This window comes from Desulfomonile tiedjei, from assembly GCA_016212925.1.
Lineage (GTDB): Bacteria > Desulfobacterota > Desulfomonilia > Desulfomonilales > Desulfomonilaceae > JACRDF01.
The window spans coordinates 1-23,301 of record JACRDF010000009.1; the positions used below are offsets into that span (position 1 = coordinate 1).

Genomic DNA, 23,301 nt, shown 5'->3' on the forward strand with positions numbered 1-23,301 from the left:
CAGGAGGTGATTTCCAGCCTGCGAGTAGCCCCGGCAGTCTTTGGACAGGGTAGTGTCCTCGCAACAGCCCCTCTTGTTCCTTCGGAACCCGGAGGCAGTGGCCTCCGGGCCACCCCGCGTAGCACGATTCCCGAGCACCGAAGAATTCTGAGACACCTTCATCTTGCCGGTCATCCCAATAGACAGGCTGGAAGCCTGTCCCACCGAACGTCCGGGCCACCCGGGGATTTAGGACCCATCATGGCGTTTCCGCACACCGTCATCAGGGGTTCCTTGCCGCCAGTGAAATGAAAATGTACGACCATCCATTTACCATCAATTCCACTGACACGAAAAGACCTATGACCCAAAGGCCCGACACCGGCCAACTGGCCGTGATCATGCCCCCCAGAATAATGGAAACCACTCCTCCTGCAAGCGGCCAAAACCAATTCCGGAAGCCTCTAAGCTGGAGGGCCATGATAATACGGACAAAACCCACCACGATAAGGACCCCGGCAAGCATGAGCGTCAGAATGGCCGACGCCCCCACCGGGTTCACGATCACGGCAATTCCCGCGACCAGATAGAGCAATGCAATCAGCACATGAAGCACGATGCCTTTCCAGGCTCTGCCTTTGGCTGCTTGAACGACCTGAGCGCCTGCGCCGAGCAGTAAAAGAATGCCGTACATCAACACGCTCGCCACAGTGACAGCGAACGTCATGCCCAGCCCGATCAGGCCAAGGACTACGAACGCGATCCCGATTGCCAGTATCCAGCCCCAGTGCCGTTGCGCTTCTCCGGCCATCGTAGTCTCGAGTTTGATCGTCGGCCCTTCATTTCCGATTGCCATGGCCCCGCCTCCTTTTCATTATGTTCTGTTGGAAAACCTTTCCGGGCGATTATCCGAAACCTTTAGTGAGCAATTCTGCATAAGATTCTCCGTCAAATTCGGGCAAAGATCGGCTCATTGATATTAGCCAGGGAGATCTGCCTGGACCCGGCCTCAATCTCCTTGACTATAGCTACCACAGCATCGTTGATCGGGGTTGGGATCCCATGATCGCGTGCTCTTTCGCAGATGTATCCGTTAAGATAGTCGATTTCCGACTTTCTCCCTCGCTCCACAGACTGGAGGCTGGAAGGCTTCACCCGACGGTACTTGAATCCGATAATTCGGACCATCAAGTGACGTTTGAACACGGAAATTGCCCCTTTTCGAGCCAAGAAGTCGTAATAGTCCAGCTTGCCGCCTCCGCCGGGCTCCACCTTGATGCCCAACGCGGCTGCCACGGCCATTGCTTCTTGCATTATCTCGATGAATATTATCCTGACTCTTTTCATGGCCAGCATAGGGCCCAGACGAAGACCGGTCAGCACTCCCAGGGAATTTATGCAGGAGTTTATGATCAACTTGGCATACAGCTCACCCATAATGTTATTCGAAATCCGCGTCGGGACTATTTCCCCGAGCATTTCCTGAATCACGGCCAGCCGCGGGTCCGGTCGATGATCAATGTTGCCAATGACGAACTCGCCCTCCGATGTCATTTCCAATTCCGCGGGCCCGTGCATGGTAGCTCCCCAGCCTACCACGCAGCCGATGACCCGGTCACGGCCGATCAACTTTGCGAGCGCTTCCTCGCATATGCCATTTTGCTGCGACACCACGAGAGAGTCTGCATGAAGGAACGGGAGCAATTCTTGGGCCGCGTTCACAGCTTCGGTAGCCTTTGTAGCCAAAAAAACAACGTCTTTCAACCCCGAAAGGTCCGCGATGTTCTTCACCGCCTTCACCGGTACCGTCAGGTCTCCCTTTAGGCCGAATACATGCAGGCCCGGGGACGATGCACGGTCTGTTGTTTCCTGATGCTTGCAGACTACCTCGACATCAAGGCCTGCTCCGGTTAATACAGCGGCCGTGATGCCACCGATCGCGCCCGCTCCGACAACAGCAATTTTCCTTTTCTCGCCGTGCATCACCGCTCCCGCGAGTTGCTTTCAGACCAACTAATGAATATAGCCAGATAAACCACTATACTGATTTCCAATGCATTTCAGTATAAAAAATTGCCGGGACCCCGGGAATCACAGAATTGGCGTCAAATCGCCTTATTTGGACCCTAAGTGGTGAGGGTCGAACTGAGATGTTGGCTGTTAAGGGCCTCTCAGAGTTCTGGCTGAAGGCAATTATTAAGGGATTCGCTTCGTAAATTGCTTAGATTGTGCAAAGGAGCAATTGAATGCGATCACTACTCGTCTTGTGGGCCGTTGTCGCTCTTTCTACAGTTGCCTTTGCCGCATCGGATCTTGAAGAAGGGGTCGCGGCGTATGATCGACAAGAGTATGCCAGTGCCCTGGAAATACTGAAGCCGCTGGCGGTTAACGGGAACGCTGACGCTCAGTTCCTTCTGGCCCGGATGTACGCGGGCGGCCAGGGAGTGGCCAAAGATGAGCAAGAAGCGGTCAAATGGGTCGTCATTTCCGCGGGCAACGGGAATATCCAGGCCCAGGAAACTCTAGCCTCCTGGGCGATAAGAGAATTCATGCAGCATGGTCAAAACGTTGAGGATAAGCAACAGAAGATTGAATGGATAAAGTCTTCCGCGGAACGAGGGAACTCGGAAGCCATGAATATGCTGGGAATGATCTATAGCTCCGGAAACGGGGTGCCCATGACGACCATTGAAGCTGAAAAATGGTATTGCCGTGCCATAAACCAGGGGCATCCAACCGCTGCTCGAAATCTGGGGCTCATGATGGCAGGCACCATCTACTATATGGAGAGAGTGAAAAAGGTTGGAGAGAAATTGGATCCGGCATGCTCCAAGGTTGAATAAGCCGCGATGGCGGCAAGCACAAGCGAGTTCCGGAACCTCCCAGCGAGGGCGACAAGTCGCACCCATGACTGTGCGATCATAATCCCGAGCTTTTTTGTGTGGACATCGGGTTAATTCTTCGGTAAATCTTGTGACCATTACAGAAGTGATTGTTACCCTCAAGCAAAACGCAAGCATTCTTGCAGAAAAACACCGTATTCAGCGGGCGCTAGCTATCATATTGAAAGTTGGAATGATCTCAATGCCTCCGTCGGAAACCTTCGATCGGAACGGGAGATCATTAAATCCATAGCCCTTCGACCCGGGAAGCAAGAAAGTTGGGACAGTATGGGTGTCAACAACAGGAATCCTGACCCGCTGTTTCGGATAATTGTCGGTGCGGCGGTGCTGCTCGGAGTGCTGCACACTGGCCTATTCTTCTTTCGGGAATCGCAGCCGGTCCTTCCCGAGATCCCCATGTTCGTCCCCATGATCCACGGCTTTGCGCTGCTGGAGTGCTTTACGATTGCTTTCCTGGCTCTGGGAAGCCACCGCGCCCTCCGGGACCCGGTTTCATACTGGATCGGCATTGCTTTTGCGTCCTTGGGCTTCTTCAATCTATTCTACATCCTCTCCTGGCCCGGTCTCCGTCCCGACGGGCAGCCGATAGTAGGGCTTCTGCCGGGGACCGCGGCATGGATCATCGGAGTTGCGCAAATTATTTTCAGCATTCTACTTATTATCGGGGTCTCGATCCGTTGGCCGGGAGAAGATGCGTTAAAGGGGCGAAACTGGGCGTGGTCAATAGCCGGTTGGTTGGTTGTCGCCATATTGGTTAATGTGCTGCTGATATCGTTTGAAGCGAATCTGCCGTCAATGATCGGCCCGCATGGAACATTCACCGTCCTACTGCTTGTCGTGGCCGCAGTAACCACCGGTCTGTATGCAACGGGCACTGTGGCTTATACTCGATACTACATCCGATCACATGACATACTGTCCGGGTTTGTTGCTCTGGACCTGTTGCTTCTGTCCTACAATTCCCTGAGTATTGTGATGACCACAAATCGTTATGCCCTCATGTGGTACACATCACGGGTACTGGCCATTGTAGGTGGCATGTTCGTGCTTTTCGGCCTGCTCTTGGCCTATGTCCGGCTTTACAGGAAAGAACGGGAAAAGAGCCTCGAGTTGGAAGAAAGTATTGTGGAGCGCAAGCGAGCCGAAGAGCAAACCGCCGCGGCATTGCAGACAGCTCGTACGCAGAATCAGTTGCTGCAAGCAGTGCAGAGAGCCCAGACGCAATTCATAACCAATAGGAGCCCAAAGGCACTCTTTGAGGAATTGCTTCATGATCTCCTCACATTGACCGAGAGCGAATTCGGCTTTGTTGACGAGGTGCTCCAGAGGGAAGAGGGTGAGTTCTATCTTAGATGCCAGGCAATTACGGATATTTCCTGGAACGAGGAAACACGCAAAATCTATGAGACATTCGCAAGTGACACAGGCCTGGATTTCTATGACGTTCGGGGACTCTGGGGCACTGTGGTACTCACCGGCGAGCCTGTAATCTCGAATGATCCGCCCAATGACCCGAGACGCAGCGGAATGCCTCAAGGCCATCCACCTGTTCATTCATTTCTCGGTATTCCCTTTCATTTCGAAGGGAAGGTCATAGGTATGGCCGGAGTCGCCAATCGTCCCGGCGGCTACGACAAAGAACTCGTGGAATTCCTTCAGCCATATGTGAACGCCTGCGCCAAAGTCATCGAAGCGTACAGGAGCGAAAACCGACGGCTACAGGCCGAGAAGCAACTGGCCCAAGCTCATGCGGACCTCGAAGGAAAGGTTTTGGAACGAACTGCCGAACTTGGATTAGCAAACGACCGATTGGCTCTTGAGGTTCAGGAACGCAAGAGCGCGGAGCAGGCTGTGACGTCCGAACGACAGCGGTTATACAATGTCTTGGAGACACTACCAGTTTACGTCTGCCTGCTCGATTCGGACTACCGCATGCCGTTTGCAAACCGGTATTTCCGGGAGACCTTCGGGGAATCGCATGGGCGCCGCTGCCATGATTTCCTATTCGACCGGACAGAGCCCTGCGAAATTTGTGAGACTTACACCGTCATGAAAACCCGGGCGCCGCACCACTGGTACTGGACCGGTCCAAACGGGAGAGACTACGATATTTATGATTTTCCCTTCATCGATACCGACGGGTCGTTCCTCATCCTTGAAATGGGCATGGACATCACGGAGCGCAAACAGGCGGAAGATGCCCTGAAACAGACCCTTGCCGATCTGACCAGAACGAATGCCGACCTGGAGCAGTTCGCTTATGTGGCCTCGCACGATTTGCAGGAGCCGTTGAGAAATGTCGCCAGTTGCCTTCAGCTTCTTGAAAAGAAATGCGGTGATAAACTCGACGCGGACGCCATCCAATACATCAGTTATGCGGTGGAAGGCGCGGTACGGATGAAGGCACTCATTCAGGATCTGCTGTCATATTCCCGTGTCGGGACGAGAGGAAAACCGCTCGGTCCGACCGATTGTGAACTGATTCTGGCCCATGCGGTGAGAAATCTGAACCCCGCCATATCCGAAGCGAGGGCCGTAATTACTCACGATCCCCTCCCCACGATTACCGCCGATGACACTCAACTCTTGCAGGTGTTTCAGAATTTGATCGCAAACGCTGTTAAATTCCGGACGGACCAACCTCCTCAGGTTCATGTGTCCGCTGTAAAGGCCAAGAACGAATGGATTTTTTCCGTCAAGGACAACGGCATCGGGATTGATTCACGCCACTTCGATCGGATCTACGTGATCTTTCAGCGGCTGAACAAGAGGAACCAATATGACGGTACCGGCATCGGTCTGGCAATAGTGAAGAAGGTTGTGGAACGTCATCGGGGACAGGTGTGGGTGGAATCCCAATTGGGGACAGGTACAACTTTTTATTTCACGATACCCGAAAACGGGATTCAAATAGGATGACTCCGGATATGAAGATACAACCCGTGGAAATTCTGTTGGTGGAAGACAACCCGGTCGATGTGATGATGACCAGAGAAGCCTTTACCAGCGGGAGGGTGTGCAACAACCTGCATGTGGCCGAAGACGGCGAAGAAGCCATGGATTTTCTGTACCGGCGGGGCAAATATTCGTCTGCACCTTCTCCGGAAATCATACTCTTGGATTTGAACCTGCCCCGGAAAGATGGACGGGAGGTTTTGGCCGAGATCAAAGCAGATCCGTCGCTGCGGCACATTCCGGTCATCATACTTACGACTTCGGCGGACGAAACGGACATTTGGAAGAGTTACGAGTTGCAGGCCAACTGTTTCATTACCAAACCGGTAAATCTGGAACAATTTACCCAGGCTCTGGAATGTGTGGGAGACTTCTGGTTCACTCTGGTAAAACTTCCGGCGCCTCCGAAACCCTAAAGGCAGTGGCGAGAGTTGGCGCCTCTTGTTCGATCGTGATCGCTTTCAGGATTCTTTATGGTCCGATTCCTCGGATTCGGAATGAGATTCTCGCCTGACCGGAACCCCTCCGGTTGGAATTGTGAAGCAAAACGTAGATCCCTCACCGACAACAGACCGCACCCAGATTTTTCCGCCGTGCCGTTCAACGATTTTCTTGGCAATGGCCAGACCGATGCCGGTCCCGGGATATTTTTCCGTACTGTGCAAACGCTGGAAGATCACGAAAATGCGATCAAAATATTCTTCTTTTATGCCGATGCCATTGTCTTTTACGCAAAACCTCCAAAACCCTTCCGTCCGATCAGAGGAAATGTGAATCCTAGGCGGATCGCTTCCTCTGAACTTCATTGCGTTGGATAAAAGGTTTTGAAATAAAAGGCGAATCTGGATCCTGTCGGCCACAATGCCGGGAAGTGAATCGTAGAATATTGTCGCTCCACTCTCTTCGATCTGAACCCTCAGGTCCGACAAGCAGAGGGCGAGGATTTCCTCCACCTCCACGGGCTCCAAGGGCATTCCCCGAGTGCCGACCCGCGAGTAGTTCAGAAGATCATGTATGAGTTGTATAGAGCGCTTTGAGGCCTCTACCGCGTATTGAATGATCTGATTGCCCTCGGGCCCCAACCGGTTGCCATATTTGCGTTCGAGCATCTGAGCGCAATGTGCGACATTGCGCAAAGGCTCCTGCAAATCATGGGACGACACGTATGCAAATTGGCTGAGTTCTTTGTTTGAGAGGCTCAGATCAACCAACGCCGACCTAAGTTGCCCCTCGATCCTTTTTCGTTGCTCTATTTGGACGGACAGTTCCAAATTCGTGTTTTCCAAATCTGCGGTACGCTCGCGAACGCGAAGCTCAAGCTCATCGTGAGCCTTTTTCAGAGCTTCTTCGGCGCTCCTCAAAGCGGTTACGTCGTAGAACGCGGCCAACGATTGTATGAACTTACCATCGGGATCGTGTTGCGCAATGGTGGAAAACAAAACGTCAATTACTTCACCGTCTTTCTTGACCATCTGAAACGAAACGTCTTGCGCAATACCTTTTTCCCAAGCTGCAGGGATGCTTGCCGCTTCAGCTTGCAGTCTTGATTCACCTGCAAAGAAATCCAGCGGCGAACGGCCGATGACTTCCTCCCGTGTGTATCCGAGAAGGTCCAGCCAATAGTCGCTCACATAAATGATTTCCAGTGATTCGTTGACAGAATGCAGGGGGACGGGCGTTTTCTCATACAGAAATCGGTAACGTTGCTCACTTGCCTTTAGCCCCAGTTCCACCTTTTTCCTCATCTCTATTTCTGTTCTCAGATCGTCATTCAATTTTGCAAGCTGAGCGGTGCGTAACTCTACCTCCATTTCAAGCGCGTCGTACCAGCCCCGAAGGCGATCAACCATGGTGTTGAAAGTCTGCGCGAGAGACCTTATTTCCGGAGGACCATAAATCGCGGCCCCTATTTTGGAGTTGCCCGCCGCAACTTCTCGAGCCGTTTCGCTGAGGCTGTCAATGGGTTCGGAGATTCTTCTCCCGATTGCTCTGGCCAATATTCCCGCGAAGCAAATCCCGACAATGCCAATAATCGAGGTATACAGAATCCGTGACCGAAGCGGAGCGAAGATCTCCGACCTATCCTGTTTCACGACCATTCCCCACCCCTGGTCTTCGGATATTCGAATGAACCGACAGCAAGCTATGACCGGCATCCCTCGATAGTCGTCGGTTTCAATCGTTCCTTCTTGCCCCTGAGCGGCCAGTCGTGCGGGCAGCGCAGCAATCCGATAGTCGAGTACCTTGGCGACACTGCCGTCCGCCAAGGGATACTTAAGAGACATCAACGCCTTTGTGTCCTGCGAAACCAGCAGAATCTCGCCGCTCTTACCCATCCCCTCCCCAACGTACAGCATGGGTCGCAAGAGCTTCTCCATGTCGACATATAGGAGAATTACAGGGGGAGCAGCGACATTCTGTTCACGCCGAGGATCGTCATACCGAACGATCTTTGATAGCACCACGAAAGTCCGGTGTTCGAGAGGACCTATTTCCACAGTCACGTTCACTTGGTCGCGGCTTTTCAGCGCGTTTTGAAAGGACTGCAAACTGCCCACTGTTTTGCCTTGCTCGTCCTGTTTTGAGCTGACAAGTACTCTGCCCGTTTCGCCGTCAACCATCTGGATTTTGCTGTAACGCTGATACGTCGTGACAAAATCACTGAAAAGCTTGGCCACAACTGGATGATCTTCGTGTTGAATCGCCTCCTGCGGGACAAGGTCGCTTCCCGGCTGTTTGTGGGACTCATTCCCCTCCCTCTGTTGCGATTTCATTCCCGATAATCTAACCGCGTTGCGTTCCGCAAGGACTGTAGTGTCTCCTTTGGCGTCATTTAACCAGGTTTCCAGGCGTTCCTTCTTGGAATCCGCAACCAGGCTCAACAGTCTCAGAGCATCTGCTTTCTCGTTTCCGTAAGAACCTTTGAAAGATGTGAAAGGAATTCCGAAGGTATCAACCAGAATCACGAACGTGAGGATTATCACCGATGAAACAACAATTCCCAGTACTATTTCCGAACGCAGGGTCAAAAGGCCCAGTTTACTTTCGCGTTTTTCAACCAACGGGCTTCACCCCTTAACGATATAGAGCGGTTTTTCTACGACATGGCCTGGATAGTGCCAAGATCAAAACTTACTCGGGGTTCTTCAAGACGCTCGACCGCCCTGGAAAGGCAATATGAGCGCTAACGAGAGCACCGAATCGCGTCGGAGCATGCTCACGGGCTGGGATGGGTTTACGTCCTACTCGTAGAGACAGGTTATCAACTTCAGTTTGACCTTACTGTATCGAAATGCCTTTAGTCAACCGTTTTCCCAACATTCAGGGCTAACCGGCGGGCTGGGACTTTGCTCTTGACAGGCTCCCTTCATTGGCCAATGATAAATCCCGGAATAGACGGAAATGATGCGGAATGACGCCTCGGCTCATGATGCGGGGATGCGGAGACGACTTTTTATTATCTTGTGGGAGAGTAATTATGAATAGACAATTGGTTTTCGTTCTGATCTTGTGCTTTGTTGCCGGTCAAATGGCCACCACGTTGGCTCAGGAAGTGAAACAGCCGGTTGATTACCCGGAAGGCTACCGTCTATGGACTCATGTCAAGTCCATGATCGTGCAGGAAGGCAACGAGGCCTACAGATTTGCAGGAGGCATTCACCACATCTATGCCAATAAAGAGGCGCTGGAAGCATTACAAAACGGCACACCCTATGCCGACGGAGCATCTCTCGTCTTCGATTTGTTGCTCGTGGAGAATAACAAGGACCATACGGTGACCGAGGGTCCTCGAAAGCTCGTGGGCGTCATGGTCAAGGATTCCAAAAAGTTCGCCCACACCGGAGGATGGGGATTTGCGGTATTTCAAAACGATACGAGGGATCAAGTCCCCGTTGACGCCAAAACTTGTTTCAAGTGCCACGAACCGCACAAAGGAACCGGCTACGTGATAAGCAAATACCGCAAGTAATACCGATTCACGGTCAAAGAAGTGATATCAGCAATGGCTGCAAGGAGAGACTGTCTCAAAACCCTTAAGTGCAGGGGGGCCTGTGCACGGCGCGCTTCTCGGAGGCTGTCTCAATAGCCATGAAACAGGATGAATCGTAGCACGAATGGTCCTAGCCTATCCCTCTGGCAGCGCGAGAGAGATAGGGGAACTGTAGCGCCGGCATCTTGCCGGTGATCGGTCTCTCTCCTCGCGGGAAGGGGATAGGGGAATACCGGCGGGACGCCGGCGCTACGGGGAACCCCATTGTCTCACGGGTTGGGGTGAGGGTGAAAGAAGGCGTGACAACGCCAATCGCGGTACGATCCCAACTCCTGATCGACTTTTGAGATAGCCGGGTGCAACGGACCTGGGCTCCGCCAGGTCCGTGCCGGCGTTTTTGGAAAACGGTAGGGTTGTCCCCCGCATTGAACACCAAATTGAAAGCGAGCCGATGTACGGTAAGGCTGGGAATCTTCCGAGTTATAGTGGCGATAGAACTGGCAGGAAGCACGGAACTGGTAAGGCCCAGGTCCGTGGCACCCAATACAGAAGGCATCGCTTGACAGAGGGGGCTACTATAGTTGTTCCCCAAAGCTCTTCCCGAATGAGATCGTCCCGCGTGGACGGGACACCCCAAATTAATCCGTCATCACTTTCGAGAACCACCACAACGTCACAAATCAGGCTCCCAATCCTTTTCATTCATGTCTCAAAGCATCGATTGGATGCAGACGGGAAGCCTTGAAAGCCGGATAGAAGCCGAAGAACACTCCCACCGCGCCTGAGAAAAGGATTGCGACCGCGACGGTAAAGAAATCAATTGCTGCCGGCCAGCCGCTCGTTCGCGCAAAAATGAACGCGCCCAATATGCCAAGTACTGTGCCAATGAAACCGCCGCTGATCGTCAGGACCACCGCTTCAATCAGGAACTGCGAAAGTATGTCGGCCGACCTGGCTCCTACGGCCATCCGGATGCCTATTTCACGCGTCCGCTCGGTCACGGAGACGAGCATAATATTCATGATTCCGATGCCGCCGACCAGCAGCGAAATTGCGGCTATTGCCCCGAGCAACGTGGTCATTATGTTGAGGCTCTTTTGGGCTGTTTCCAGGATCTCTGTCAGATTTCGTACTGTGAAATCCTTCTCCTGATTCCGGCCGATCTTGTGACGCCGTGTCAGGAGATCGTCAATCTGCTTTTGGGCCAACGGAATAAGAGATATGTCGCTTGTCTGAACCATAATGGCGTGGACTTCATCGGGGAACGGTGTGCCGAAAAGCCTATATTGGGCTGTTTTGAGCGGGATGTATATGGAGTCGTCCTGATCGTCTCCCCGCGGAGATTGGCCCTTGCGTTCGAGGACTCCAATTATGGTAAATGGAACGCTCTTGATCCTGATTACCTTCCCCAAGGGGTACACAGTCCCAAAGAGGTTTTCAATGACCGTCAGGCCTACCACGGCAACCTTGGCAGCTCGCTTTTCTTCTTCACGTGTGAACATTCGGCCGTAACCGATCGGCCATTCCCGAATTAGAAAATTGTTCTCGTTTGTGCCGACTACGCGGGTCCTCCAGTTCTTGTTTCCATAGACTACTTGAGTAACGTCTCCCCAGTTTGGAGCGGTAAATTTCACGGCCGTGCAGTCTTTTGCTATCGCATCCGCGTCGGAAGATCTAAGCGTGTGGACGGAACCCGACCCAAGACGAACTCCGCCCGGCTGAAGCGCACCGGGAATGACGAGAATCAGATTGCTGCCTATGGAACGAATCTGCTCCCCTATCATCTCCCGTGCGCCAGCTCCTACGGCCACCATTACAATAACCGCTCCAACCCCGATAACAATGCCCAGCATAGTGAGAAGGGAACGCATGACGTTCACCTTCAAAGCGCTGCCGGCAATCTTTACACCGTCCAGAGGACTGATCATCGGTTGCCACCTTAAGGATCCATTCAGTCAAGGTTTCGACGGAATACTCTTATGGCAATTGCCTAAAATAATGTCCGATTCTGAGGAACGCTTTTGTGTTTGGTAGCCACCGGCCTCCGTGCCGGTGGACAATGTGCATAGAAATCAACCACGCCGTTGGCGTGGTCCGGCAGGGACCCCGGATCGGGGTCCGGGGCAGGCTCTGGACCGTACCAATAGGCTGCAATCCGTCCTTGGGATAAGGTCGGAAGTTTTGGCAACTGCCATACCTGCCCAGAGAAAGCGCTCCGTATTGAAAACTAGAATCTGAAACGCAAACCCGACGCCTGAGCATTCTCTTTCTTCTTGACCACCGCGTCGACCACAACGCGATCGCCGGGCTTCAACTTATCGGAAATCACTTGGGTCCGCTCTGTTCCAATGACACCGACTCCCACATTGAACGGCTTTATCTGATTATTGGCTGCGAGTTTCCACAGCCGGCGTTGGCCTTGCTTAGGAGGAGCAACATCGCTGGATTGTTTCGTCCCTTCTTTCGGAGAGAATCGCAAAGCTTGGTCCGGAACCATAAGCGCGTCATTGACTTCGCTTAGAAGTATGGTCACGGTCGTGGTCATGCCCGGACGCAACTTTAGCTCATCGTTGCTTACGTCCAGAAGGACGTTGTACGTGACAACATTCTGCTGTACCTGGGGGTCGTTACGAATCTGCGTGACCGAGGCATTGAAGACCTCATCCGGGAACGCGGGCACCGTAAAAGTCGCCTTCTGGCCGGCCCGGACCCTGCCGATGTCGGCCTCATCCACGCTTGTGTATACCTGCATGCGAGTCAGATCTTCAGCGATCTTGAAGAGCACAGGCGTCTGGAAACTGGCTGTGACGGTCTGGCCGACGTCCATGTTTCTGGCCGTGACCACTCCGTTAACAGGAGCCACGATACGTGTGTACTTTAGTTGCAGCTCAGCCTCCTGCAAATTGGCCTCCATTTGGGCTACGGTGGCCTTATCGGCTTCCAGCTGAGCGCGAGCCGCGTCCACGTTGGTTTCGGCAGTATCGTAGTCGCTTTGACTGATCGCATTGGACTTGATCAATTCCTGCTTTCGACGCAAAGTCCGAATCGTGTCTGTAAGAGCGACTTCTGCTTTGAGGACTTTGGATTTGGCGGACAAAAGATTCGCCTTGGACTGCTCCACCTTGGCCTTGTACATGTCGGGATCGATTAGAGCGATCAGTTGGTCTTCTTTGACCACAGACTCAAAATCAGCGTACAGCTTCTTGATGGTCCCGGAGACCTGACTCCCTACCTGGACCTCAACCACCGGTTTGATGGTCCCCGTGGAATTTATTTCCGCCTTAAGAGTCCCTTTTTCCACCGGTACGGTAATGTACGTGATCTCCGGCCGCTTATCGGAAGAACGAGCCAGGATAAGGTAGAGCCCTAAGACCATTAGGACGATGACGACAATGACAATGATCTTCTTCACGTTTGGTCTCCTTCACCATTGATGACCGACCTTCTTTTGTCTCCTTCGATCCTGCCGTCTCGGATCAGGATCGTCCTGTCCGTCTGATCTCCTACCTCCGGATCATGAGTCACCAGTACGAAAGTTATCCTTCGGTCGCGGTTCAATCTTCTGAAAACGGTCATTATCTCGGCGCTTGTGCGGGTATCGAGATTGCCTGTGGGTTCGTCGGCCAGAATGATCTCAGGGTTATTGACGAGCGCTCTGGCGATAGCCACACGCTGCTGCTGGCCACCTGAAAGCTGGGTAGGCAAATGGTCCGCCCTATCCGTGAGCCCCACGAGTTCCAAGGCTTCCAGGGCGGTCTGATGCCTCAACACAGTCGTGTCATTCGCGTAGACAAGGGGGAGTTCCACGTTTTTGAGGGCATTTATCCTCGGAAGCAAATTGAAGCCCTGAAATATGAACCCTATCTTCCTATTCCGAACGTCAGCCCGCTGATCCCGGTCCAACTCGGAAACATCTTCGTCGCCCAGATAATATTTGCCTGAGGTCGGCGCATCCAGGCATCCCATAATGTTCATGAGGGTGGACTTGCCCGATCCGGAAGGGCCCATTATGGAGAGAAACTCGCCCGGATCTATGGTCAAATCTATTTCTTCCAGCGCGGGCACCTCAATGGTCCCGGCTTTGTAGATCTTCCTAAGACCTTGCATTCGAATCAAAGCTAACTCCTCACCTTCGCGCGCACCGATTCCCACGGACCAATCGGTCTGACTCGCGGAGAACTGAACCTGAAACAGGCATTCCGCGGCCTGCTCGACGATAGCCGGAACTTCTCTGCACCGGGAAGCAAGAAAAGAGTCTTTGGTCATGGTAAGCGGTCCGAATGCATCCCGTCTAATCCTTAAAGACGGATCGTGCGGCATTTTGTTATATGGCTAAGAAATTTTTCGAGGTGGGCGTTACAGCGACAGTTCATGTGCTTCGCAAAAGGGGGACATCACACGCGATGTCCCCCCTCGAGAAAGGGAACCGCCGACAGGTCAGTCACCAAAGTGGCCCTTTCGTTCTCCACGGTGCATTCCTCCGAGTTTGTGGCGGAATGCCTTGTGGGCCTTCAAGTCGGCCAGTTTTTCAATCTGATCCGGTGTAAGAATAGCCAGACGGTCCCTTTTCATTTTCAACCGCTCGCGCATTACGTCCGATTTGAGTTTTACGATTTGATCGTCCAATTGCGCCAGTTTCTGTTGGTCGACCTTTCCGGACATCAGCATGGTCCGCTTTTCGTCCTTGAGACTCAACAGCTCTGTACGGGCTTTGCGGGTCCGATCGCTGAAGCCTGTGTAAAGTCCCCGGGCCTGTTTCTTCTGTTCGTCGGTCAAACCGAGTTTCTTCTGCAGCGCTTCCAGGGAAGGCCTGAAATGCGCCCCGCGGCCGAATTCTCCAGCCGGGCCGCCGGGATTAGCCATGACTTCCTTGGCCGCGGGCGGGCCGGGAGGCCCACCGGGAGCGCTCTGTGCTGCAGCGGTTAAAGCGGTCACCGCAATAAACATCACTGCGAATAACGTCACAAATGTAGATTTTCTCATGCAAGTGCCTCCTTACAATCTTTTCTGTCCTGTTAGACGGCAACATGGTTTGCAATGTTAAAAATGTTGCTTCATCAGGTTGCAATCACGCGGGGCGTGATGCTTCCGGCTCGCCGCTAAAGGTCACCTTCGGGCAGGGATCAGCGTTGACTTCGCCGTGCCCGGTGAGGTACTCTTAATGAAGACCCACATGCCTTTCTCGATCAGCCGGCTTCTCTGGTGGTTGTTCCGAGTTGCGAACCCTGTCTATGGGCGTTTCACACAAGGGGACGCGATCCGGGGCGAGAGTTCGCAATCCAGTCGGCGAGACAGAGCAGTTTCCCAGCCAAACCGGCAAGATCATTTCGCCGACCCGCCTTATAGTGTAACTCCGCCCGTTGAACCTGAAGCTAGTGAAGGTACGGCTGTCGAGCCAACGGGGAGACACCATGGCTATCCCGGATTTCCCTTGGTACAGCGGACTGAGCGCGGAGCAGCTTGAAAAGCGACTCCGGGACATCGAGCGCAGTAAGCGGGAGTTCTTTGCCGAAGCTCGAGACGGATTCTACATATCCACCAGGGAAGGAAACTTCCTGGATTGTAACCATGCACTGGTGCGGATGCTCGGATATGAAAGCGTGGCGGAAGTGCTGTCTCTGGACCTCAATAAAGAGCTATGGCTCAACCCCGAGGACAGGCCCAGGTTTCAGGCGATAATAGAGAAAGACGGGTTCGTGAGCGACTACAAAGGCGGGTTCAAGCACAAGAGCGGCCGCGTGGTTTACGTCAGCCTTTCGAGCCACGTATGGCGGGATGAGGACGGCAACATCAGAGGCTATCGGGGCGTTGTGGTGGATCGCACCGCGGAAAAAATGATGCGCGATCGACTGGCGGCTCTGGAGACCAGATACAGAGATCTCTTTGACAATATGCAGGATGGAGTGTTCATTTGTGACCGTAGCGGAACGGTTGCGGACTGCAATCAGGCCTTTTGCGATATGGTCGGGTACAGCCGGGAAGAATTGCTGGCCCTGGAGTATTACAGAGACCTTTTTGTGGACACGGACGATGTTGTGACCTTCAGGAAGCGGCTTAGCGAACTCGGGCGAGTGAGCAATTGCGAATTGCAAATCGTGCGGAAGGATGGGAAAGTTCGGGATGTTTCCATGAGCGGTTATATCGGCCGGGATGCGGATGGCCGGGTTATCAGCTATCAGGGCATGGTTAGAGACATCACGGATGAAAAACGGCTGCGCAATCAACTGATCCAGTCTGAAAAGCTCTCGGCAATGGGACGAATGGCTTCACAGCTTGCCCATGAACTTAACAACCCGATATACGGAATCATGAATTGCGTCGAACTGGCCAAAGAAGCTATTCCGGAAGGCCATAGCAAAAGACGATTCCTCGAACTGGCGTACAATGAATGCCGGCGCACTTCGGGGATGCTGCTTAAAATGCTGAAATTCTGCAAACCCGATCAAGATGAAAAGAAGCCGACGCAAATCAATAAGCTGCTCGAAGAGACCCTGCTTTTCTACGAGCGACAGTTCAAGAACCTCAACATCCGCGTCACTTTCGATCCGGCCGAGGACCTGCCTTTGGTTGTTGCCGTGGCCGGCCAATTGAAGCAGGTTTTTATAAACATGATCATCAATGCCAACGCGGCAATGCCCTCCGGGGGGGAGCTTACAGTCACCAGTGAATTGAACGCGGACGATATTGTAGTGCGTATCAGAGACACGGGCGTGGGGATCCCCCGCGACCATCTGGAAAAAATATTCGAGGCTTTCTTCACCACCAAGACGGACGTCAAGGGAGTTGGGTTGGGACTGAGCATTTGCTATGAATTGATCAAGAACCACGGGGGAAGCATAACCGTCGAGAGTGAGGTCGGCAAAGGTACGGCCTTTTCGATCCATTTGCCTCGCGGCCACATGAGAATAGCCGAAGAAGAAGCCGAGGAGGCAGCGGCTGCCAGTGGTTTGTAGCAGCTCTCGAAAGTTATCAGGGATGGACTCCCGGGTGCCACGGACCTGGGCTCCGCCAGGTCCGTGCGGGATTTTTGGAAAACAGCGAGGTTGTCCCCCGCATTATAGCAATTGCCAAAATTTCTGACCGAATAGGTGGTGTGGCATTGAGAAAGAATGCGGCTATCTGATGCGCTCTTGCCAATCGTCATTCATTTGACGGCGGGCACGGCCCGCCCTACAGGAGGCGCGTCGCAAATTCGTAGGGCGGGCCGTGCCCGCCGACCGTGACGGTTACCGAGAGCCGACCAGATGGCGTTGGCGGGCATTATTTTTGACACTTGCATTAAACACCAAATTGAAAAGCGAGCCGATGGTACGGTAAATCTGGGAATTCTTCGAGTTATCGTGGCGATAGAACTGGCAGGAAGCACGGACCTGGTAAGGCCCAGGTCCGTGGCACCCAATACAGAAGGCATGGCTTGACACAAGGGGTTACTACAGTTGTTCCCAGAAGCTCTTCCCGAATGAGATCGTCCCGCGTTGGCGGGACATCTTCAAACCAATCCGCGTTTACTTTCGAGAACCAATTTATGATGAAGATCGAGCAGTTGAAAGTTACCGGCCCAAGCGTCGGGATTATTTAGGCCGGTTGCCGTAACAACTGTACGGAAACGCGGCAAGGCGTTCTCTAAGAAGATTTTCTGCTGCCGTCGTATTGAAAGACCGTCTTTTCCAGATACGCGCCGTAAAAATTAGCTTGCTCCACGATTGCCTCGAAAAGGTACGCACCGGCTAAATTGGCCCCGGAAAAATCAGCTCCAACCAGATTCGTCTCGGAAAGGTTAGCCCCGGCTAAAAAGGCCCATCCCCCCTGTACCATGGCCAGGTTTGCCTCGGACAGGTCTGCTCCGGCAAGATTGGCCTTGTAGAGAACGGCCCGTGACATGTCTGCTGAGGCCAGACTGGCCCCACATAGCCGTGCGCCTGTCAGGTCGGCTCCCATTAAATTGGCGCTCCTGAGATTGGACCCAGAGAGGCGTGCGCCGGAAAGTGAGCCTCGAGCGAGATTGACCCCGCTCAATTCTGCCTCAGACAAGTCCACATTTGATGCCACGGCCTTTTCAACAAGAGCGCGAAATGAAGTCGCCTCACCAATGTAAAGAATTTCGTCCGAGAACTTCTTTCGTATATGAAATGGTTTGAGAGTCGCGGGTAGGATTCGATCAAGTTCCGACTGTTCTATGAAGCCTTCGTTCAGCAGTCCCGCGAGCGCGTTTTCCAGATCGAAGGCCGAAATCTTGAACTTTTCACTCAGTGCCTCGCGGCTCGCCCCTGACTTGACAGCAACAAGAAGTCCTTTGGAATCAACCGGAAGGAACGCCGGTCTGGGCCTCACAGCGCCTTCATCGACTACGAAGGTGTCTCCCCATGTCCCCTTACGCTCTTCCCATTCGGAGTGTGACACTGCCCCTGCGTCCATGAGTTTGTTGAACAGGCTCTGGAGCCCTTTTGCGGAAAGATTGTACTTCTGCATTAGAGTCGTGTCGTCCATGCCGGAGCGAATACAGTTTCGCGCTTCAAGCGCGTCCACGACTATTCTTGGGATTGCAAGGGGCTCCAATTTGGCGTGGTCGATGTCCACAATGACGGAACCGTACGAAAGTGAAAGCCGCTCTTCCAGTTCCGATTTGTTTAGAATCCCCGCTGATTCGAGTTCATTGAAAAGCCTTTGCAGCCCTCGTGCTGATATTCGAAACTTTTGCATCAGCGTCGCATCGTCCATGCCGGACCGAATGCAGTGCACTATCTCGATGGCCTTAATCGTCACGGTACGCACAGATTCCCTCATCGCCTCGTTAAGCGTGGCAGCCCCCCCAAAACCGGTTCCGGAGTGCCGGGACGAAGTTCGGGGTTTAGGTGTTCACCTAATGACCAATTATGCCCTAAAAGGCTAGCTAGTCAATATTGAATCAGCCGCGACCTCAATTTCCGGTGAGACCGGATGTGGAATCACCTGCGACCCATTGTGCGAGACCCAATTGGCGGGGGTTGTCTTATTCTTTAAGCGCATGGCTTTCAATACAAGCAGGTTGTCAAACGACAGGCTCTGTGCGATAAGAAGCTGCTGGAATTAGTACACAGGAGGCCTATAAAATGACTCGAGTGCTTGTAGTCCTGTTGATCTTGTCAGCAATTTTGTTCGCTGTGCTCCCTACACAGACTGTTGCCCTGGAGCCCGGTCTAATGCAGGATTTTGACCGAAACGCATGTTACGCCAAGTGCCCGTGCAGTATTGTGGGAATGGAGCAGGCCTGCTTCGAGTGCAAACAGAGGTGCGAGAGAGAATATTGGAAGGCGTTTGACAAGGAAGCAGAGGAAGACGAAAAGTGAGCCCAGCTACGACGGTGTCACATCCGCCCGTACTCTAATGCTGGAATTGGCATAGTTGAACGCTCACTTTTGGCGGATTCCAACGCCCTGTGGTTAGGCAAGGTCGCGGGCCGAGGCCCAGGTATTTCACCTTATGCCCTTGGGAAGATCTTTGGTCAAGCCGGGCAAGTCGCCGTAGGTTCGCTTACACTGATCCACGCATTGCGAGAACTCACTCGGCCGTAACCGTTGATTATAGACCGCATGGCAATTGCTAACACAAGACTGAAGAGAGTACTTGTTCAGATCAGATAGCTGTGCAAACGAGTACGTCGTCGACAGGACCATAGAGACAAGAAGTACCCATGTCACAATGGTTGGCATGAGGAACCCCCCTGTTTGCCGAACGTCAATTCCGGGTGATGGCGCACCACATCCTGATCTGACCGCGGATTGCTCACGGTGCAGGTCACGGCCTCGGCAGACCTTGCGTCCGAATCAAAAGAATCCGCGTTTCTTGGCTTTCTTGCATGCTATCCTGCACTCTTCCAGACACATGGAGTACACGGCATACTCCTTATCCGGATCAAAGGCGCCCCTGCACGACTGCAGGCAGCCTTGTATCTGGATAGGCGAGTTACATAAGCTTCCCCACTGGACAGTCGCTGCCGAAGCCTCGCCGGAGGCACCGGTCTGCAGTAGCAATACAGCAAGAACCAAGACGCTCCCTAATAGCAATTTTCCAAAACTGACACTTGACATAATTACCCCCGCTTTTCCGGGCTAAGTGCGGCATAAATCTGACCGCCGTACTAATATAGTAACCACAAACCGGACAAATCAAAATATTCCACACGCCGGACGAGCAGCGAGACAATGTCCGGAATGGACGCTCGCGAAGCCGGAAACCTCGCCAACAGGAAGGAATGTCAACAAACAAATCAAACGGCGAACAACCGCCCAATAACGACACCTTGCACACCACTTGCAAAGTTCTGAAGGCTACTGATTGGCCCTTGATCGCTCTGAGCAGCATCAAATTCAACTGCAGTTGCTTTGGTCGCCTCTACTTGCACTCCTCGCATCTTTGCACGACCCTGCCGTTCACGTTTTTGCACTCCGGTCTCGTCGTGTCCTTGCATTTTAGAGTTTTTGATTTGGTCGGGTAGCAGCATTTGACCTTGTCTGACCCCTTTGCCAGGACCGTCGCACCTGCTACAACGAAAACCAACAAAGCAAAAAGTAAGAATAATTTTTTCATGTTATCTCTAATTCCTTTCGATTCCTTCTATCCGGACCCCGCCAGGCCTCGGTTGCTTTGCCTGACCGCTGGCCACCCGCTATACCACTTCTGCGCTGTTGGGAGAACCGGCAATACGGTTCTTTGACCAGAAAACAACAAAAAGGCTCAGGATATTATCCTAAGCCTTTGATTTTCTTGGTGGGCCGTCGGGGGCTCGAACCCCAAACCTACTGATTAAGAGTCAGTTGCTCTACCAATTGAGCTAACGGCCCTTTCGAATTTCAAAAAATACCTGCGGCATCTGCTTTTGTCAAGGCTTAAGAAATCGGCCCCCAGGCGATGAAGCTCGAATCCCGATTGGTGTGTTTCGATGAAAAGAACGTAAGCATTCACTTACGTGCGGGAGCGTCTCCCATGCCCCGAAGGGGCAGCCCAACAGTAGCCACGGGCGCGAGCCCGTGGACAATGGTCCACACAATCATTTGGATCACCGACCCTGGAGGGGTCGACCATGAATGCGAGTTGAATTTCGGGATTGGGCGACCCCTCCAGGGTCGATGATTCCGGGCTGTGGCAGTGCTTCTGGTCCACGGGTTACACCCGTGGCTACCATTGGAACGCCCCTTCAGGGCTCGGAATCTTTTCTACCCCGGCAAGACTGAATGGTTACCCGAGCCCCAAGCGGAAAAGCGCGAATCCCGATTGCGGTGTTTCCCTTAAAAGAGCCGCGTGGCATCTTGAACAAAGCGGCCCGAGCAGAGTATTATGTCTGTGACTACAGCTTTTTTCGAGGTATGTCGTGCCGGACGGAGAACAGCACATACAAGTCAATGCGAAAGCCTTTGTAGGCGATTTCGTGGCCGGTTGTCCCGACGCGGAGCTTCAGCAGAAATACACACTTGACGCTACTCAACTTGCCAAAGTTGTGGCCCTGTTAAAGGACAAGGGACGAATCACCCGGACGGAAATAGCCAGCCGAGATGAAAATCTCAAGATTCGCTTTGGCAGTGATGAGAAGCCGCACGCGGAGGAGGCCAAGGAGAAGGCCCAAGTAGACCTGGATACCGGCCTGGTGCTCCATTGCCCGTCATGCGGCGCGGCGGTCAAGCGAGGATCGGAACACTGCGATTATTGTCAGGCGCACCTCGATTTTTCACTCCAGGGGAAAACCATAAACTGCCCGCACTGTTTTGCAAAGATCGGAGCGGAAAGCCGTTTCTGCATGCGGTGTGCGAAGCCCGTGCAGGGAACTGTTCAGGAGGGACGACTGCTCGAAGACCGTCTCTGCCCCCGGTGCCAGGTCCCCATGAACGAACGGCGGATCGGCGATTTCGCGGTCATTCAATGCAGCCACTGCAACGGATTCTTCATCCCATCCACGACGTTCGAAATGATGCAGGACAGTTCCGAGCGTGTGATTTTTTCTCAAGAAGAGAATCGACGCAATCCGGTGGACACGGAGCCCCAGGTCCGCTACGTTCGGTGCCCTGAATGCCGCACTGTTATGAACCGGTCCAATTTTGCCCGGATTTCCGGGGTCATAATAGACTCTTGCCGCGGGCACGGGCTATGGTTCGACCCGGGAGAACTGGAAAAGATCATGGATTTCATAGCCCACCGAGGGCTGCAAAAGGCAAAAACCATTGAGCTGGAAGAACTGAAGGCTGAAAAGAAGCTCGCACAGCTGCGGGAGCACCCCCGTGGTTCGGAGGCGAGCCTTGCAGACCCCGGATGGGGAGATTGGGAAGGGCCTGAAAGCGGGCTCCATATTTCAGACGTGTTGAAATGGATCTTCGCGCCGCCAGGCCGCTAATCGACCTCAAAGAGGAGACCATGTCGGAAAAATCAATTGTTGCCGTTAGAAAAGCCAAACCCGAAACCATTATCGAAGATATTCGCGTCGCCATGGAAGATGCGCGATTCCGCGATCATCTCGACCCATCCAAGACGGTCATACTGAAAGACAACATATCGTGGCACTTTCCGTTTCTCGGCGCGAATACGACTCCGTGGCAGTTGGAGGGCGTAATCCTGGCTCTCAAGGACGCGGGATACGAAAAAATTGTGTGCGTCCAAAACGAGACTGTGGTTACCAACGCGGTTAAAGGCGAGCGTATGAACAAGTACGTTCCAATATTCGAGAAATACAAAATCCCTGTTCTTTACAATTTTAAGGAATCAGACATTCGATGGATCAAGTTCACTCCCAAAGCCAAAATGCTTGTGCTCGACGAGATCTTTCCGGAAGGGCTGCGCATACCCGAGTACTTCCTGGGCAAAAACATAGTTCATCTGCCCACAGTAAAGTGCCACATATACACAGGAACCACCGGTTCCATGAAGAACGCTTTCGGCGGACTGTTGAACTCGAGGAGGCACTACACGCACTCTGTCATCCACGAGACCCTGAATGACCTGCTCGCGATTCAAAAGGAAATCCATTCGGGCATATTTACCGTTATGGATGGGACAGTCTGCGGGAACGGTCCAGGCCCCAGGACCATGATCCCGGTTGAAAAGGACCTCATGCTCGCTTCCGGCGACAGCACGGCCATCGACGCCGTGGCCGCGAAGATGATGGGCTTCGACCCGATGAGCCTCAAGTATATCCGCATAGCGCACGAAGCGGGTCTGGGGAAAGGGCTACCGGAACAGATCGAGGTCGTCGGCGAGGACATCTCGCAGGAAAACTGGGGGTTCACCGTAGGAAACAACGCAGCTTCGAGGGTAGGTAGGTTTATCTGGTTCGGCCCGCTGGAGCCGTTGCAGAAACTATTCTTCCGCACCCCCCTGGTCTACGCGTTTGTCTTTGGTTCTTTCTTCTACCATGATTTCATATACTGGCCCTTGAAAGCTAAGGTTCAGATTGAAGCCTTCAAGAAGACCAGCAAATGGGGAACGCTGTTTGACAGCTATCCGGAGTAA

18 protein-coding genes and 1 tRNA gene are annotated in these 23,301 nt (G+C 53.1%); 8 read left to right on the forward strand and 11 right to left on the reverse strand.

Going from position 1 to position 23,301, the window contains the following annotated elements:
- Nucleotides 1-262: 262 nt before the first annotated feature.
- Nucleotides 263-835, reverse strand: a complete 573-nt coding sequence (locus HY913_03815) for an HdeD family acid-resistance protein (GenBank protein MBI4962380.1) — start codon at nt 833-835, stop codon at nt 263-265.
- Between the two features lie 92 nt (nt 836-927).
- Complete coding sequence (locus tag HY913_03820) at nt 928-1,962, reverse strand: 2-dehydropantoate 2-reductase (protein MBI4962381.1); 1,035 nt, start codon at nt 1,960-1,962, stop codon at nt 928-930.
- Between the two features lie 263 nt (nt 1,963-2,225).
- Between HY913_03820 and HY913_03825 the strand changes: the two genes are divergently transcribed.
- The 3 genes from HY913_03825 (at nt 2,226) to HY913_03835 (ending at nt 6,253) form a co-directional block, all read left to right on the forward strand.
- Complete coding sequence (locus HY913_03825; GenBank protein ID MBI4962382.1) at nt 2,226-2,822, forward strand: sel1 repeat family protein; 597 nt, start codon at nt 2,226-2,228, stop codon at nt 2,820-2,822.
- A 1,659-nt stretch (nt 2,823-4,481) separates the two neighbouring features.
- Nucleotides 4,482-5,801: a GHKL domain-containing protein gene (locus HY913_03830; GenBank protein MBI4962383.1), complete on the forward strand. Its 1,320-nt coding sequence runs from the start codon at nt 4,482-4,484 to the stop codon at nt 5,799-5,801.
- Between the two features lie 8 nt (nt 5,802-5,809).
- Entirely contained in the window at nt 5,810-6,253 is a 444-nt protein-coding gene (locus HY913_03835) for a response regulator (GenBank protein ID MBI4962384.1), read from the forward strand.
- Nucleotides 6,254-6,298: 45 nt separating this feature from the next.
- Here the strand turns inward: HY913_03835 and HY913_03840 are convergent, their stop codons facing one another.
- Nucleotides 6,299-8,899 carry a PAS domain S-box protein gene (locus HY913_03840; protein MBI4962385.1) on the reverse strand — a complete coding sequence of 867 codons (2,601 nt, stop codon included), beginning with the start codon at nt 8,897-8,899 and terminating at the stop codon, nt 6,299-6,301.
- Between the two features lie 416 nt (nt 8,900-9,315).
- Here HY913_03840 and HY913_03845 point away from each other — a divergent pair, with 416 nt between their 5' ends.
- Complete coding sequence (locus HY913_03845; protein ID MBI4962386.1) at nt 9,316-9,807, forward strand: cytochrome P460 family protein; 492 nt, start codon at nt 9,316-9,318, stop codon at nt 9,805-9,807.
- A gap of 719 nt (nt 9,808-10,526) precedes the next feature.
- On the opposite strand, the gene HY913_03850 is transcribed toward HY913_03845, so the two are convergent.
- From HY913_03850 to HY913_03865, 4 genes are all read right to left on the reverse strand, one after another.
- Nucleotides 10,527-11,756 (reverse strand): ABC transporter permease, encoded by a 1,230-nt coding sequence (locus HY913_03850; protein ID MBI4962387.1) that lies wholly within the window; start codon nt 11,754-11,756, stop codon nt 10,527-10,529.
- A 299-nt stretch (nt 11,757-12,055) separates the two neighbouring features.
- Nucleotides 12,056-13,240 (reverse strand): efflux RND transporter periplasmic adaptor subunit, encoded by a 1,185-nt coding sequence (locus tag HY913_03855; protein MBI4962388.1) that lies wholly within the window; start codon nt 13,238-13,240, stop codon nt 12,056-12,058.
- Complete coding sequence (locus HY913_03860; GenBank protein MBI4962389.1) at nt 13,237-13,944, reverse strand: ABC transporter ATP-binding protein; 708 nt, start codon at nt 13,942-13,944, stop codon at nt 13,237-13,239. The genes HY913_03855 and HY913_03860 overlap by 4 nt, the downstream gene beginning before the upstream one ends.
- A 321-nt stretch (nt 13,945-14,265) precedes the next feature.
- On the reverse strand, nt 14,266-14,811 hold the full coding sequence (locus tag HY913_03865) for a periplasmic heavy metal sensor (protein ID MBI4962390.1): 546 nt from the start codon (nt 14,809-14,811) through the stop codon (nt 14,266-14,268).
- Between the two features lie 428 nt (nt 14,812-15,239).
- On the opposite strand from HY913_03865, the gene HY913_03870 reads away from it, so the two are divergent.
- Nucleotides 15,240-16,781, forward strand: coding sequence for a PAS domain S-box protein (locus HY913_03870; protein ID MBI4962391.1), 1,542 nt, complete (start codon nt 15,240-15,242; stop codon nt 16,779-16,781).
- A 670-nt stretch (nt 16,782-17,451) separates the two neighbouring features.
- On the opposite strand, the gene HY913_03875 is transcribed toward HY913_03870, so the two are convergent.
- Complete coding sequence (locus tag HY913_03875; GenBank protein MBI4962392.1) at nt 17,452-18,600, reverse strand: pentapeptide repeat-containing protein; 1,149 nt, start codon at nt 18,598-18,600, stop codon at nt 17,452-17,454.
- Between the two features lie 317 nt (nt 18,601-18,917).
- Here HY913_03875 and HY913_03880 point away from each other — a divergent pair, with 317 nt between their 5' ends.
- Complete coding sequence (locus HY913_03880) at nt 18,918-19,154, forward strand: hypothetical protein (protein MBI4962393.1); 237 nt, start codon at nt 18,918-18,920, stop codon at nt 19,152-19,154.
- A gap of 126 nt (nt 19,155-19,280) precedes the next feature.
- Here HY913_03880 and HY913_03885 read toward each other — a convergent pair whose 3' ends face one another.
- From HY913_03885 to HY913_03895, 3 genes are all read right to left on the reverse strand, one after another.
- The gene (locus tag HY913_03885; protein ID MBI4962394.1) at nt 19,281-19,517 is read right to left on the reverse strand and encodes a hypothetical protein; all 237 of its coding nucleotides are present in this window, start codon (nt 19,515-19,517) and stop codon (nt 19,281-19,283) included.
- Nucleotides 19,518-20,199: 682 nt separating this feature from the next.
- Nucleotides 20,200-20,394, reverse strand: coding sequence for a hypothetical protein (locus HY913_03890; protein MBI4962395.1), 195 nt, complete (start codon nt 20,392-20,394; stop codon nt 20,200-20,202).
- Between the two features lie 178 nt (nt 20,395-20,572).
- Nucleotides 20,573-20,648, reverse strand: a tRNA-Lys gene (locus HY913_03895).
- Nucleotides 20,649-21,175: 527 nt separating this feature from the next.
- Between HY913_03895 and HY913_03900 the strand changes: the two genes are divergently transcribed.
- Together HY913_03900 and HY913_03905 are read left to right on the forward strand one after the other, a co-directional pair.
- Nucleotides 21,176-22,189, forward strand: coding sequence for a zf-TFIIB domain-containing protein (locus tag HY913_03900; GenBank protein ID MBI4962396.1), 1,014 nt, complete (start codon nt 21,176-21,178; stop codon nt 22,187-22,189).
- Between the two features lie 20 nt (nt 22,190-22,209).
- Nucleotides 22,210-23,301, forward strand: coding sequence for a DUF362 domain-containing protein (locus tag HY913_03905; protein MBI4962397.1), 1,092 nt, complete (start codon nt 22,210-22,212; stop codon nt 23,299-23,301).

Excerpts from the sequence above, each read along its gene's own strand:
- HY913_03815 (MBI4962380.1), bottom strand. The coding sequence starts at position 835 with ATGGCAATCGGAAATGAAGGGCCGACGATCAAACTCGAGACTACGATG.
- HY913_03820 (MBI4962381.1), bottom strand. The coding sequence starts at position 1,962 with ATGCACGGCGAGAAAAGGAAAATTGCTGTTGTCGGAGCGGGCGCGATC.
- HY913_03825 (MBI4962382.1), top strand. The coding sequence starts at position 2,226 with ATGCGATCACTACTCGTCTTGTGGGCCGTTGTCGCTCTTTCTACAGTT.
- HY913_03830 (MBI4962383.1), top strand. The coding sequence starts at position 4,482 with ATGGCCGGAGTCGCCAATCGTCCCGGCGGCTACGACAAAGAACTCGTG.
- HY913_03835 (MBI4962384.1), top strand. The coding sequence starts at position 5,810 with ATGAAGATACAACCCGTGGAAATTCTGTTGGTGGAAGACAACCCGGTC.
- HY913_03845 (MBI4962386.1), top strand. The coding sequence starts at position 9,316 with ATGAATAGACAATTGGTTTTCGTTCTGATCTTGTGCTTTGTTGCCGGT.
- HY913_03850 (MBI4962387.1), bottom strand. The coding sequence starts at position 11,756 with ATGATCAGTCCTCTGGACGGTGTAAAGATTGCCGGCAGCGCTTTGAAG.
- HY913_03865 (MBI4962390.1), bottom strand. The coding sequence starts at position 14,811 with ATGAGAAAATCTACATTTGTGACGTTATTCGCAGTGATGTTTATTGCG.
- HY913_03870 (MBI4962391.1), top strand. The coding sequence starts at position 15,240 with ATGGCTATCCCGGATTTCCCTTGGTACAGCGGACTGAGCGCGGAGCAG.
- HY913_03880 (MBI4962393.1), top strand. The coding sequence starts at position 18,918 with ATGACTCGAGTGCTTGTAGTCCTGTTGATCTTGTCAGCAATTTTGTTC.
- HY913_03885 (MBI4962394.1), bottom strand. The coding sequence starts at position 19,517 with ATGCCAACCATTGTGACATGGGTACTTCTTGTCTCTATGGTCCTGTCG.
- HY913_03890 (MBI4962395.1), bottom strand. The coding sequence starts at position 20,394 with ATGAAAAAATTATTCTTACTTTTTGCTTTGTTGGTTTTCGTTGTAGCA.
- HY913_03905 (MBI4962397.1), top strand. The coding sequence starts at position 22,210 with ATGTCGGAAAAATCAATTGTTGCCGTTAGAAAAGCCAAACCCGAAACC.